General features: G+C 71.9%; 9 protein-coding genes and 1 pseudogene. 7 read left to right on the top strand and 3 right to left on the bottom strand.

Going from position 1 to position 13,373, the window contains the following annotated elements:
• Window positions 1-2 precede the first annotated feature (2 nt).
• The 5 genes and pseudogenes from AB0878_RS00165 to AB0878_RS00145 all read left to right on the top strand — a co-directional run bounded on the left by AB0878_RS00165 (window position 3) and on the right by AB0878_RS00145 (window position 6,096).
• The gene (locus AB0878_RS00165; RefSeq protein ID WP_366575045.1) at window positions 3-611 is read left to right on the top strand and encodes a hypothetical protein; all 609 of its coding nucleotides are present in this window, start codon (window positions 3-5) and stop codon (window positions 609-611) included.
• A 4-nt stretch (window positions 612-615) separates the two neighbouring features.
• Window positions 616-1,614 carry a C40 family peptidase gene (locus AB0878_RS00160; RefSeq protein WP_366575043.1) on the top strand — a complete coding sequence of 333 codons (999 nt, stop codon included), beginning with the start codon at window positions 616-618 and terminating at the stop codon, window positions 1,612-1,614.
• A 135-nt stretch (window positions 1,615-1,749) separates the two neighbouring features.
• Window positions 1,750-2,307 (top strand): annotated as a pseudogene (locus AB0878_RS00155) (hypothetical protein); the annotation flags it as partial.
• Between the two features lie 3,195 nt (window positions 2,308-5,502).
• The gene (locus AB0878_RS00150; protein ID WP_366575978.1) at window positions 5,503-5,874 is read left to right on the top strand and encodes a hypothetical protein; all 372 of its coding nucleotides are present in this window, start codon (window positions 5,503-5,505) and stop codon (window positions 5,872-5,874) included.
• Between the two features lie 24 nt (window positions 5,875-5,898).
• A complete protein-coding gene (locus AB0878_RS00145; protein ID WP_220246518.1) occupies window positions 5,899-6,096 on the top strand; it encodes a hypothetical protein in 198 nt (65 codons plus the stop codon).
• A gap of 1,231 nt (window positions 6,097-7,327) precedes the next feature.
• Here the strand turns inward: AB0878_RS00145 and AB0878_RS00140 are convergent.
• Window positions 7,328-8,290 carry an AAA family ATPase gene (locus AB0878_RS00140; protein WP_366575042.1) on the bottom strand — a complete coding sequence of 321 codons (963 nt, stop codon included), beginning with the start codon at window positions 8,288-8,290 and terminating at the stop codon, window positions 7,328-7,330.
• A 126-nt stretch (window positions 8,291-8,416) separates the two neighbouring features.
• Between AB0878_RS00140 and AB0878_RS00135 the strand changes: the two genes are divergently transcribed.
• Window positions 8,417-9,817: an RNB domain-containing ribonuclease gene (locus tag AB0878_RS00135; RefSeq protein WP_366575916.1), complete on the top strand. Its 1,401-nt coding sequence runs from the start codon at window positions 8,417-8,419 to the stop codon at window positions 9,815-9,817.
• Window positions 9,814-10,587: a helical backbone metal receptor gene (locus tag AB0878_RS00130; RefSeq protein ID WP_366575040.1), complete on the top strand. Its 774-nt coding sequence runs from the start codon at window positions 9,814-9,816 to the stop codon at window positions 10,585-10,587. Before AB0878_RS00135 ends, AB0878_RS00130 begins: the two co-directional genes overlap by 4 nt.
• On the opposite strand, the gene AB0878_RS00125 is transcribed toward AB0878_RS00130, so the two are convergent.
• Complete coding sequence (locus AB0878_RS00125) at window positions 10,576-12,003, bottom strand: aldehyde dehydrogenase family protein (protein WP_366575038.1); 1,428 nt, start codon at window positions 12,001-12,003, stop codon at window positions 10,576-10,578. The genes AB0878_RS00130 and AB0878_RS00125 overlap by 12 nt on opposite strands.
• On the bottom strand, window positions 12,000-13,352 hold the full coding sequence (gabT, locus tag AB0878_RS00120; RefSeq protein ID WP_366575036.1) for a 4-aminobutyrate--2-oxoglutarate transaminase: 1,353 nt from the start codon (window positions 13,350-13,352) through the stop codon (window positions 12,000-12,002). Before gabT ends, AB0878_RS00125 begins: the two co-directional genes overlap by 4 nt.
• Between the last annotated feature and the right edge of the window lie 21 nt (window positions 13,353-13,373).

Genomic DNA, 13,373 nt, shown 5'->3' with positions numbered 1-13,373 from the left:
GCGTGCCGATCCGCACCAACCGCGGCCGGACCGCGGTCTACCGCCGCCTGTGGGGCTACCCGCTCCGCTCGCCCCGGCACCTCGTGGGCACGCTCGTGTTCCTGGCGATCGTGGTCACCGCGCTCGGCATCGTGCTGCCGAAGGTGATGGGCAAGCCGGCCACCGCGACGCCGGGCGCGCCGGGCAGCACTTCGGTCGCCACGACCACGTCGCCGCCGCCGGGCCTCGCGGCACCCGTGCCGACCACCGCGACGCTCCCGACGCGGCTGTCGAGCCCGCTGCTGACCCCGACGTCGGCGGCGCCGAACCCCGAGGCCATCAACGTCGCCAAGCAGTGGGCCACGGCGTGGGTCAACCACCCGGCGGGCATCACCAACGCCGACTGGCTCAACGGCATGCGCACCCTGACCACCGACGAGTTCCTGCCCCAGATGTCCACTGTGGACCCCGCGAACATCCCGGCCACGCGCGTGACCGGCGACGCGACGGTCCAGTCCTCCTACACCAGCTCCGTCGTAGTCCTCGTCCCCACTGACGGTCCGAAGCTGTCCATCACCGTGGTCAACACCGGCGCGGGGTGGCGGGTTTCGGACTACGACCAGGCGAGCTGACACGGTGAAGATCGCGATCCTCGTCGCGGTGCTGGTCGCTGCTGTCTTCGCGACGGTGCTCACCGCGAGCACCGTGACGAAAGTCGTGGTGGACCAGCAGGAAGCCGCCGCGGGCGGCATCCTCAACACCTCGTGCGACGCCGCGATCGGCCCCACGCAGCCCGGCCAGCCGGAGACCGGGGCGGCGCAGGCGCAGAACCTCGACAACGAGCAGCGCGGCATCGTCTCGCTCATCATCTCCATCGGCAAGCAGCGCAGCCTCGCCCCGCGCGCCTGGCAGGTGGCGATCCAGGCCGGCATGACGGAATCACACCTGCACAACCTGAACTACGGCGACCGCGACTCGCTTGGCATCTTCCAGATGCGCCCGTCGATGAACTGGGGCAGCGTCGCGCAGGTCACCGACCCGAACTACGCGATCAACAAGTTCTACGACGTGCTCCTCGCCGTGCCCGACTGGCAGAACAAACGCCCGGGCGACGCCGCGCAGGCCGTGGAGCGGTCGGGTTTCCCCGACCGCTACCACAAGTGGGAAGCCATGGCTTCCGTCCTGATCGAGAACCTGGGCCAGGTCGTCGACGCGTCCGGCTGCGGCCAGGGCCTCGGCGCCGCGCTCCCGCCCAGCCAGGCGGCGGCGCAGGCCATCAAGTTCGCGCTGGGGGAGCAGGGCAAGCCCTACGTGTGGGGCGCGACCGGTCCCGACGCCTACGACTGCTCCGGCCTCATGCTGCGCGCCTACGAGTCGGCCGGCGTGATCCTGCCGCGCGTCTCCCAGGACCAGTACAAGGCCGGCGCGATGCTCCCGGTGCGTGAGGCGCAGCCCGGTGACCTGATCTTCCTCGCGACCGATCCGGCAGATCCGTCCACCATCCACCACGTGGCCATGTACCTGGGCGACGGCAAGATCGTCGAGGCCCAGCAGACGGGCGTCCCCGTGCACGTGCGCCCCTTCTCCTTCGACGAGGCCGAAGTGGTACCGCAGGCGGTGCGCCCCGGCGTCTAGCATGGAGTTCGGGAGTCACCGGCTCTTGACACGGACCGGGGTGACCGCTAAGGCGCTGGACCGGCGCCGCGGATTCACCCGAAGTCGCGGCCTGTCCACGAGCACGCGGCCGCGCGCTGGCAGAGGATGACACACGTGGCACGGAAATTCGGCAAACGAGGCAAGCCCGGCCAGGGCGAACCCCAGGACCCGGCGACGTTGTTCGGTGCGCCCCAGCCCCCGCGGCAGGCCGCGCACCCCGCGTCGAGCACCCCCCTGGCCGACCACCTGGCCCACGGCTGGCCCGGCGTCGACCCCGGGTACGTCGTGCTGCCGCGGTCCTTGGCCGAGGGCATGTCGCTGCCCTGGCAACAACAGATGGCGGCCCTGCTGGCCCAGTTCCACGCCGAACACGCCCAGCTCGCCTGGCCGATCTACCGCGTCGTCCCGTCGCGCTACGAAAAGCTCGTCGACCTCGACGAGGAACAACTGGCCGAGGCCGGCTACCTCGTCGAAATCGACACCGAAGGCGAGATGATCTACCGCGAACGCAGCGGCCGCAAGGTCGACGACCCCCTGAACACGACCGTCCTGGTGTCATGCCTGGACCCGATTCCCAAGCCCACGGCGCGCCCTGCCGCTCCCGCCCCCTCCCAGCCTCTGCGCGCGCCCGCACCCATGAACATCGGCCCGGCCCCGGTGTGGCGGACGGTGCCGCACCCAGGTGAGGGTGAGGTTCCGGGGGTTTCTGGTCCTGGTGCTGGTGTTCCGGGGGCTCCGGGGTTCGGCGCCACTGGGCCTGGCGCTCCGATTCCTGCTTCAAACCCTGGCCAGAACCAGAGCCAGAACCAGAGCCAGAGCCAGAGCCACGGCTCGGGCTCTGGCGATCCTGGCGCTCGGGCTCCTGGTGGTCCGAACCCTGCCGCTCCCGGCCCGGCGCAAGGCACTCAGGGCCCTGTCGGCGCGGGCCCTGGCGCTGCTTCGGCTCCTGCTACTTCAAACCCTGGCCCAGTCCCGGCCGACCCTGTCTTCCAGACGCCAACCCCCGGACCATCGCACCTCGGTTTCAACCCGACTCCTCACACCGCACCGTCGCCCGAACCAGCCGGCTGGCAACACTCCGCCGCAGTTCACCCTGGCGGTTCAACCTTCGCGACCGGCGCCGTCGACCCGACCACAGCGACCTTCGACACGGGCTCTCCGGCCATCGGCGGCGGTCCGAACTTCGCTGCAGGACCCCCAGCCCCAACCGCGGCACCCGAGACTGCTCAGACACCCTCGGCGCCGGTGCCTGTCGTGCCTGCTCAAATCCCGGTCTCCACCCAACCGCAGTGGACCTCGGCTCCCCAGCCACCTCCGGCCCCTCCGGCCCTCCAGCCGCCGATCACCCAGACGCCCGAACCCGGCCTGCTCCCACCCGAAACCCCGCACGCCACGGAACCGGTCACGCACCCCGAGCCCCTTCAGCCGCCTCCTCCTGCGGAGCCCGAGCCCGTCCAGACGCTGGCTCCGCCTGCGGAGCCCGAGCCTGCGCAGACGCTATCCCCGTCGACGGAGCCCGAGCCTGCCCGGACTTCAACGCCCAACCTCGCCGACTCGCCTACCGGCGCCGTTCCTTCGGCGCCTCCGGCAACGACGCCCGCGCCCGCCCCGGCGCCCACCGCGGAAGCCCCGACGCCGACCCCAGACACTCGGCCGGCTCCTGCCGAGCCTCCAGCGAAGGCTGCGATCCCGGCCGATGCGCCGGCGACCGCGCCACCGGCGCCAGAACCAAACCCGGCCAGCAGTGCTCCCTCACTCGAGCCGACCTCCGCGGCCGGGTTGCCGGAACCCTCCGAGGCCCCCAACGCCGGCACACCGGACCTCGGCGAACCCGTAGCACAGATTCCCGAGCCAGCACAAGCCCCGGCGGGCTCTTCGCCGCAGCTGAATGCTGACCAACCGCCGCGACAGACCGAACAGCCGGAGCCAACACCGCCACCCGCACCTTCGGCCGAACACCCGCCATCGACTGATCAGCCGACGTCACCGGGGACGGAACCTTCCCCGCAGTCGCAAATCGCCCTCACCGAGCGGCAGCTGTTGGACCGGTCGTCGCATGCGGGCGAGCAGTCGCCGGCGCCACTGGCGACCGAGCCTTCGATACGGACCCCTGCCGACCAGGCAGAGCCGCAGCCGCTGGACCGATCGTCGCTGGTGGAAGAGCAGCCCCAGGCGTCTCCGGCGAACGAGGCGTCGCCTGATCAGGGGGCGGACGAGGCCACCGAAAGCGGGCTGCAGTCTGCGATTGAGGAGGCTTCGCCGCAGGTTGAGGTGCCGCAGCAGGATGAGGCGGCTTCTGTTGTTGCGGCGGGTCGAGCCGAGAGTGCTGAACCGCTTGCGCCGACTCCGCATGCCGAAGCATCCGAGCAACCGGCGGATGCGCAGGCCGACTCAACACCGGTGCCCTCCACGACTGAGCCGGAGCCGGCCGCAGCGGTCGGTCAGCCGATGTCACAGAGCGCGCCGCCGGAGCAGCAAGTTCCGAGCGCAGAGCATGAGCCGTCTGGTGCGAATGCAGGGTCGGCTGACCAGGAGATCGAGCGCCCGCAAGAGGAGTTCCCGCCGGCGCAGCAGGGCCCCGCACCGGCGCAGGTCCCTCAGGCTCAGCCTCCGGCTGCGCAGTCGGAGCAGGTCGCTGGTCACCCGCACTACAGCGAGCCGGCAAGCGGCGGTGCGCCGGATGGCAGTGCGCTGCCGCAGCAACCTTCCGAGCATCAGCCGACCCACCTGGCGGCTGACGCGCCGCTACCGCCGAGCGAGGCAGCGCCGCAGGAGATCGGTCAGCCGACCGCAGCGCAGCCACAGTCTGGCTGGACCCAGCCCCAGACGCGAAGCGAACAGCAGCCGTCCGACCAGTGGCGCCAGCCGCAGCCGGGCGGGCCTTTGCCGGGCGGTGCACAGCCGGAGTCTGCAGGCGCCGTCAGCGGGTCGCCCCAACCGGGTGCGCCGCAGTTCGCTGGCGCGCAGCCCGATGCAGCCACGAGTGGATTGCCCCAGCCAGGCGGAGTGCAAGGCCCCGATGAGCAACCGCCGGCCGCCCCGGTCAGTGGCTCGCCCGAACTGGGTGCGCAATCGGCGGTTCCAGGAAGCGGCTTGCCACAGCCAGAGGGACACCAGCCGCCGGCCCCGGCGAGCGGCGTGCCACAGCCGGGCGCACAGCCGGAGGTGATGCAACAAGCGGCTTCGGTCAACGGCTTGCCCCAGCCGAGCGGAGCGCAGGGACCTGGCGGGCAACAGCCGTCCGGCCCGGTGAGCGGTTCGCCGCAACCGGGCGCACAGCCGGAGGCGGCGCAGCCGGCCGGTCCGGTGAGTGGCGTGCCGCGGCCGGGCGCACAGCCGGAGGTGATGCAACAAGCGGCTTCGGTCAACGGCTTGCCTCAGCCGAGCGGACTGCAAGGACCCGGCGGGCAGCCGCCGTCCGGCTCGGCGAGTGGCTTGCCGCAACCGGGTGCACAGCCGCAGGTGCCCCAACCGGCGCCCCCGGTGAGTGGCTTGCCCCAGCCGGGTGCCCAGCCGGAGGGACAGCAACCAGCGGCTCCAGTGAACGGCTTACCGCAACCGGGTACACAGCCCGATGGACAACAGCCGCCTTCCCCGGCGAGCGGCTTGCCGCAACCGGGTGCGCAGCCCGATGGACAACAGCCGCCTTCCCCTGCGAGTGGCTTGCCGCAGCCTGGCTGGGGCCGGCAAGAACCGCGAGCCTCCTGGCCCGAGCTGCCCCAACCCCAAACACGGCCCGCGCTGGGTCCCGACGGCCGCCCCCTGCCGGTGTTCCCCGGTCAGGAGACCGGGCCTGTGGCGCCCCCGCCCGCGGCGGCGCGGGCGTATCGCGCCGCGCCGCCGGTGTTTCCCGGGAAGGAGCCCGTGGTGCCGGTGGTGCCGGAGGTGAGCCGGCCCGTTGAGGAGAAGCCGGGGTTGCCGCAGCCGTCGTCGATGGAGAGGAAGTTGGCGGGGCAGCAGGGGCAGGCGGAGGGCGCCCAGGTGAGGGAGGTGCCGCTGGGGTTCTCGGAGCAGACGGTCCAGGGGCAACAACCGAGCGCACCCCAAACCCACCCCGCCGACGACACCCCCACCCCACCCCGCGGCATCCCCCAGGTGCGCGGCTGGTTCGACCAGCATCCCGACAATCCCAGCACCGCACCGCAAACCGCCACGCCACCCAACAGCGACGACCCCGACAGCGGCGAGTTCGGCCCCACCGGCGACCCGACCGAGATCCCGTTCCGCTGGCGCAAGTGACCTGCCGGATGTCAGGCTGGACGCATGGCTGACGACCCCAACCCCGACCCCGGCTGGTACTACAACACCCGCACCCACGAGGTGGAACACCTGGAACGCAGCCGGAGCATCGACCTCCTCGGGCCCTACCCCGACGAGGCCACCGCCCGCCGCGCCCTCGACATCGCCCGCGAGCGCAACCGCCAGGCCGACGCCGCCGACCGCGAATGGGACGGCGACTGACCACCCGCCCCGCCCGGCCGGGTCCATCCGGCCCGGCCCGCTGACGTCCGCCCGCGCTCTCCGGCGAGCCTGATCGAGGCGCGAAGGTCGGCGCGTCCCGACCAGGCCGACACGCCGCCGCCCAGGACAGGTCAGCTCAACGCAGACGGAATCGCAGCCGAGACCGGAGCGGTTAGCGCAGGCGCGACTTCGCCCCCAACTGGCAGGTACGGAGGCAAGGCAAGCAGGGACGTCGGAACCGCCGCCGAAACCAGAGCTGATAGCGGAGTCGTCAGTTCGCCCGCCCGGCATGCGCCTCTGGGGCGGGTCAGCAGAGGGCCCGGTCCGCCGGCGAAACAGGGGCTGATAGCGGAGTCGTCAGTTCGCCCGCCCGGCATGCGCTTCCGGGGCGGGCCAGCAGAGGGCCCGGTCCGCCGGCGAAACAAGGGGCTGATAGCGGAGTTGCCGGATCGCCCGCCCGGCATGCGCTTCCGGGGCAGGTCAGCAGAGGGCCCGGTCCGCCGGCGAAACATGGGCTGATAGCGGAGTTGCCGGATCGCCCGCCCCGGCATGCGCCTCTGGGGCGGGCCAGCAAAGGCGCCGGACCGCCGGCGAAACAAGACTGATCGCGCAGTCGTCAGTTCGCTCCGGCCGCGACGTCGTCACCTGGGCATGCCAGCAGGGCGGCCGCAATCGGCGGCGAAACAGGGGCTGATAGCGCAGTTGTCAGTCGGCCCGGCCTGCTCGTCGCCGCTCGGGGTCGCCGGCTCAATGTGCGGAGTCGCCGCCGAAACCGGCGCAACGGGGGCTACAGCAACCACCGGCCGGCACGTTGCCGCCGTGTCCGGCTCAGCGCACTGACGCACAGCCGATGGACCGTCCCGAGACGTCGCCCCGCGAGTGGAATCGCCAGGCCGACGCCGCCGACCGCGAATGGGACGGCGACTGACCGCCAGCCGCGCCGGGCCGGGTCCATCCAGCCCGACCCGACGGATCCCGATTCATCAGGCCCGCTGTCGTCTGACCCGCGTTATCCGGCGCGCCTGATCGCAGTCTGCGAAGGTTGGCGCAGGCCGACCCGGTCGACACCTCGCCTCCTAGAGACCGTGGCCAAAGCGAGGCATGGGCTGGTTGCCACAGCCCGGCCCGGCCCGGCCCGGCCCGGACCGGGCACGTCGCGGTCCGGGCCGGCGAGCCGGGCCGCCGAGGCGTGACCGGCGTGCCGAGCCGGACACTCGCCGACCCCACAACCTCACAAAGACGTCGAAACCCCCGGCTCCAACACGAACTCGGGGTCCACCTGGGCCTCGAGGTCCTCGCCGGTGCGGCCGTTGGCCCAGGCGCGGGCGTTGCGCAGGTGGAAGTCCACCGCCTGGCGCTGGTAGCGGGACCAGTCGCGGGTGACGCCGTCGACCGTCGAGAGCATCGACGACAGCGTGCCCAGGTTGTGTGGTTCCAGTTCGCCGATGGGGCGCGAAGTGCCGCGCTCGCCGGCGCGGACGTGGCGCGACGACTCGAGCCAGCCCAGCAAAGCCGGGCCCAGCGAGGACTGCAGGAAGGCCACGTCCTCGGCGTCGGTCACCTTGTTGCCCACCGCCACCAGGTGCACGCCGAAGTCGCGCGCGTGGTCGGCGTACTGGCGGTACACGCCGACGCTGCGCAGGGTGGGCTCGCAGACCAGGAACGTCACGTCGAAGCGCGTGAACAGGCCGGACGCGAAGGCGTCGGCGCCGGCGGTCATGTCCATGACCACGTATTCGCCCGGGCCGTCGACCAGGTGGTTGAGCAGGAGTTCCGCGGCGCCGACCTTCGAGTGGTAGCACGCCACGCCGAGGTCGTCCTCGTCGAACTGGCCCGTGACGCCCAGGCGCACGTCGCCCAGGAACCGGAAGCACGCGTCGGTGACGGGGTTGTCCTCGAAGGGCGTGACCAGGCGCGATCCGCGGCCCGGCGGCGTGGTCTTGATCATCGCCGACGCGGAGGGGATCCGCGGGTTGTCGCCGCGCAGGTAGTCCTTGATGAGCGCCATGTTGTCGCCCAGCGTGGGCCACGCGAGCGCTTCCTCCTCGGTCGCGCCGAGGGCGACGGCGAGGTGCTGGTTGATGTCGGCGTCGATGGCCAGCACCGGTTTGCCGGCGTCGGCCAGGTACGAGACGAACAGCGACGACAGCGTGGTCTTCCCGCTGCCGCCCTTGCCGACGAACGCGATCTTCACGGCGAAACCCTTTCACAAAATGAAGATGGTTTTCATTACAGCACGGATCAACGTACACCCGCGCGGCTCGCGCCCGAACGGGCGATCGGCGGCCGTCGCGCGGGATACTGTTGTGTGGTGCCACTCGTGATCAGGACACCCGCGTCGGGAGGGGACTTCGGTCGGCTCCGGACGGAGTTCGCGTTGCCGGAGTCCTTCGGCCCCGAGGTGCTGGCCGAGGCGGAGGCCGCCGTGCTCTCCGCGCGCGCCGAGGGCCGCGAGGACGCCACGGACCTGCCGTTCGTGACGATCGACCCGCCCGGCGCCAAGGACCTCGACCAGGCGATGGTCGTCGAACGCACCGCGGGCGGCTTCCGCGTGCACTACGCCATCGCCGACCTCGCCGCGTTCGTCCCGCCCGGCGGCGCGCTCGACCACGAGGCCCGCCGCCGCGGCCAGACGCTCTACCTGCCCGACGGCAACGTCCCGCTCCACCCCACCGTCCTGTCCGAAGGCGCCGCGAGCCTGCTGCCCGGCGAGATCCGGGCGGCCGTGCTCTGGACCATCGACGTCGACGCCGCCGGCGAGCCCGTCGCCACCCGCGTACGCCGCGCGCTGGTGCGTTCGACCGAGCAGCTCGACTACGAGAGCGTGCAGGCCTCGCTCGACGCCGGCACCCCGCACCCCTCCGTCGCCGCGCTGCCGGAGCTCGGCCGGCTGCGGCGCGAGCTGGCGGTGCAGCGCGGGGCTGTGGAGCTGCAGCTGCCGGAGCAGGAGATCAGCGGCGACCCCGACGGCGGCTGGGCGCTGGCCCGCCGCCCGCGCACCGCCGTCGACGCGTGGAACGCCGAGATCTCGCTGCTCACCGGCATGGCCGCGGCGCAGATCATGATCGAAGCCCGGGTCGGCGTGCTGCGGACGCTCCCGCCGCCCGAGCCGGACGCCGTGGAGTGGCTGCGCCGCTCGGCCTCGGTCGTGGGCGTCGCGTGGCCGGCGGGGCTCGGGGTGTCGGAGTTCCTGTCCTCTTTGGACCCCGGACGGCCCTCGTCGATGGCCATCTTCGCCGACACCACCAGGCTTCTGCGCGGCGCGGGCTACACGTCCTTCGACGGATCCCTGCCCGCGCTGACGACCCACGCGGGCATCGGCGGCGCGTACGCCCACGTCACCGCACCCATCCGTCGCCTGGTCGATCGCTTCGGCACGGAGGTCTGTCTCGCCGTCACGGCCGGGCGTGAGGTGCCGTCGTGGGTTCGCGACGCGCTCGCGGAGGTGCCACTGCAGATGTCCGCTTCGGACGGCCTCGCCGCCCGCGTCGAACGCGCCTGCATCGACCAGGTGGAGGCGTGGGTCCTGGCGGAACGCGTCGGGCGCGAGTTCACGGCTGTGGTGCTGCGCGCGGAGGAGACGCGCGCGGAGATCCTCGTGGAGGACCCGCCGGTGATGGCCAAGTGCACGGGCGAGAAGTTCCCCGAAGGTGAACGCATCGGCGTCCGCCTGACCGCGGTGGACGTCGACAAGCGGAAGGTGTCGTTCGAACGCGTATGAGCAACCTGGTCGACGACCTCGGCGAGCCGGTGCCCCTCGCCGGGCCGCCCGAGCGCGTGGTGTCCCTGGTCCCCTCCTTGACGGAGGCGGTCGAGGTGAGCGCCCCCGGTCGTCTGGTGGGTGCGACGGATTACTGCACGCATCCGTCCGATTTGGACGTTTCACGCGTCGGTGGATCGAAGTACCCGAAGATCGACGACGTCCTCGCGCTCGAACCCGACCTGGTGCTGGCGAACTCGGAGGAGAACCGCCCCGAGGACGTGCAACGGTTGCGGGCCAACGGGATCCCGGTATTCGTCATGGAGGCGGCCGCTTCGGTGCCGGCCGCGCTGGGCTCCTTGCGGCGGCTCTTGACGCAGGTCTACGCCCTCGACGAGCCCGCGTGGCTGGTCACCGCCGAAGAACTCTGGCGCACGACGGCCCCGATCCGATTCCGCGCCGTCATCCCGGTCTGGCGCAAGCCGTGGATCGTCCTGGGCCGCGACACCTTCGCCGGCGACGTCCTCCGCCGCGTCGGCGTGGCGAACGCGTACGCCGACGCCGACGACCGCTACCCGCGCCCGCCGCTGGAAGAGCTGCGAGCAGCCCGAGCCGACGTCGTGGTGCTGCCGGACGAACCGTACGAATTCACCACCGACGACGGCCCGGGCTTCTTCCCCGGCTTCCGTCCGCTGCTGGTCTCGGGCCGCCACCTGACCTGGTACGGCCCGTCCCTCGTCGAAGCCCACGCCGCGTTGACCGAGGCGATCGCGACTCGGTCAGAGCGTTAGTCCCGTCAACACGGTCACCCTTTCCTCGGTGAAGTCCGCCATCGCGGCGGCCGGGCCTTCGCGGCCGACGCCCGAGTCCTTGACGCCGCCGTAGGGCATCTGGTCGGCGCGGAAGCTGGGAACGTCGCCGATGAGGACGCCGCCGACCTTGAGGCGCGCGGAGACGTCGAACGCGGTGGGCAGGTCGCGCGTGAAGACGCCGGCCTGGAGGCCGAAGCGCGAGGCGTTGATGCGCGAGATGCCCTCGTCCACAGAGGACACCCGGATCAGCGAAACCACCGGCCCGAACACCTCCTCGGCCATGACCGAAGCGGATTCCGGGACGTCGGCGAGGACCGTCGGCTCCACCGTCGCGCCGGAACGGCCGCCGCCGGTCAGCAGGGAAGCGCCGGCGGAGACGGCGCCCGAAACCCACGAAGCAACGCGCGAAGCCGCGGCCTCGTTGATCAGCGGGCCGACATCCACCCCGTCCGACGCGGGGTCGCCGGTGCGCAAAGCCGCGACCTGCGCCAGAACCCGCGACTCCAGCTCGTCGTAAACATCGGTGTGCACGTAGACCCGCTGCACCGAGATGCACGACTGGCCCGCCTGGTACATCGAGAACGTCGCGATCCGCTGCGCCGCGAAGTCCAGGTCGGTCCAGTCCGGACAGACCAGCACGGCGCCATTGCCGCCGAGCTCCAGAGAAACGTGCTTTCGCGGCACACTGTCCCGAATGGACCAACCAACGGGAACCGAGCCCGTGAACGAAACCACCGGCAGCCGCGGATCCTGCACCAGCGAAGCCGTTTCCTCATTGCCCAGCGGCAGGATCGACCAGCTCCCCGACGGCAACGCGGTCTCCGCCAGGATCTCGCCCAGCAGCAACGACGTCAGCGGCGTCGCCGGCGCCGGCTTCAGCACGATCGGCGCGCCGACCGCGATGGCCGGCGCGACCTTGTGCGCCACCAGGTTCAGCGGGAAGTTGAACGGTGTGATGCCGAGTACCGGCCCGCGCGGCACGCGCCGCACCAAGGCCAGCCGGCCGGTGCCGCCCGGGTCGGTGTCGAGGCGCTGCAGCTCGCCCGAGAACCGGCGAGCCTCCTCGGCGGCCCAGCGGAACGTCGACACCGCGCGCCCCACCTCGCCGCGCGACCACTTCAACGGCTTGCCCGACTCGGCCGTGATGAGGCGCGCGATCTCGTCGGCCCGCTGACTCAACGAACGGGACACGTGGTCCAACGCGCCCGCGCGCACGTGCGCGGGCGTAGTGGCGAACTCATCGGCCACCGAAGCCGCCGCGGCCACCGCTTCCTCGACGTCCGACGCGGACGGCAGGTAGTGCGAACCGGCCTCGCTCCCGTCGTAGGAATGGCGGACGACCGCGGTCGAAGAACTCGTCACCGGCTTGCCGGCGACCCAGAACGGAACAGTCACTTGCGCACCTCCGTGCGGACCGCGTGCTCGAACACGGACAGGCCCTCGTCGAGCAGCTCGTTGGACAGGGAAAGCGGCGGCAGCAGCCGGATGACGTTGCCGTAGGTACCGCAGGTCAGCACCACCACACCGAGCGCGTGGCACACCGCCGCGACGCGCTTCGTCAGGTCGGCGTCCGGCTCGGAAGTACCGGCGCGAACGAACTCCGCAGCCAGCATCGCGCCCCGCCCGCGCACGTCGCCGATCACGCCCGTCTCGGCCGCCAGCGCGCGCAGCCGCGGCAGCACCACGGATTCCACCCGCTGCGCGGACGACGCCAGATCCGCGGACCGCATCGTCTCGATCGAACCCAGCGCCGCGGCACACGCGATCGGGTTGCCGCCGTAGGTCCCACCGAGCCCACCGGGCCCGACCGCGTCGAGCAGCTCCGCACGCCCGGTCACGGCCGAGAGCGGCAGCCCGGCCGCGATGCCCTTGGCCGTCGCGATCAGGTCCGGCACCACGCCCTCGCGCGACGACGCGAACCAGTCGCCCGTGCGGCAGAAGCCGGTCTGCACCTCGTCGGCCACGAACACCACGCCGTTCGCGGTGCACCACTCGGAAAGCGCGGGCAGGAACCCGGGCGCCGGCTCGATGAACCCGCCCTCGCCCTGGATCGGCTCGATCACGACGGCCGCCACCTGGTCGCCGCCGATCTGCTTCTCGATCCGGTCGATCGCGATCCGCGCGGCCTCCGGGCCCGAAAGCCCGTCGCGGTACGGGTACGACCCCGGCACGCGGTACACCTCGGGGGCGAACGGCCCGAAGCCGTGCTTGTAGGGCACCGACTTCGCGGTCAACGCCATCGTCAGGTTCGTGCGCCCGTGGTACGCGTGGTCGAACACCACCACGGCCTGCCGCCCGGTCGCGGCGCGCGCGATCTTCACCGCGTTCTCCACGGCCTCCGCGCCGGAGTTGAACAGCACCGACTTCTTCGCGTGGTCACCCGGCGTCAGCTCCGCCAGCGCCTCGCACACCTCCACGTAACCCTCGTACGGCGTCACCATGAAACACGTGTGCGTGAACCAGCACGCCTGCTTGCGCACGCGGTCGACGACCTCGGGCGCGGAGTGGCCGACGTTCGTCACGGCGATGCCGGAGCCGAAGTCGATGAGCACGTTGCCGTCGGCGTCGGTGAGGAGGCCGCCGCTGGCCGACGTGATGTAGGCGGGCAGCGTCGAGCTCACCCCCGCCGCGACCGCGGCCGTCCGCCGCTTCTGCAGCGCGCGCGACGCCGGGCCGGGGATCTCGGTGCGCAACTGGCGCTGACGCTGCGCCGGGGCCACCAGGGTCTCGGTGGTCGTGGTCATGGGCTCAACTCCTGGGAAACG

The sequence above is a fragment of the Amycolatopsis sp. NPDC047767 genome (assembly GCF_040704195.1).
Lineage (GTDB): Bacteria > Actinomycetota > Actinomycetes > Mycobacteriales > Pseudonocardiaceae > Amycolatopsis.
Note: the sequence above shows the minus strand (reverse complement) of the source record. Positions and strands in the feature narration are given on the sequence as shown.

Excerpts from the sequence above, each read along its gene's own strand:
- gabT (WP_366575036.1), bottom strand. The coding sequence starts at position 13,352 with ATGACCACGACCACCGAGACCCTGGTGGCCCCGGCGCAGCGTCAGCGC.
- AB0878_RS00145 (WP_220246518.1), top strand. The coding sequence starts at position 5,899 with ATGGCTGACGACCCCAACCCCGACCCCGGCTGGTACTACAACACCCGC.
- AB0878_RS00130 (WP_366575040.1), top strand. The coding sequence starts at position 9,814 with ATGAGCAACCTGGTCGACGACCTCGGCGAGCCGGTGCCCCTCGCCGGG.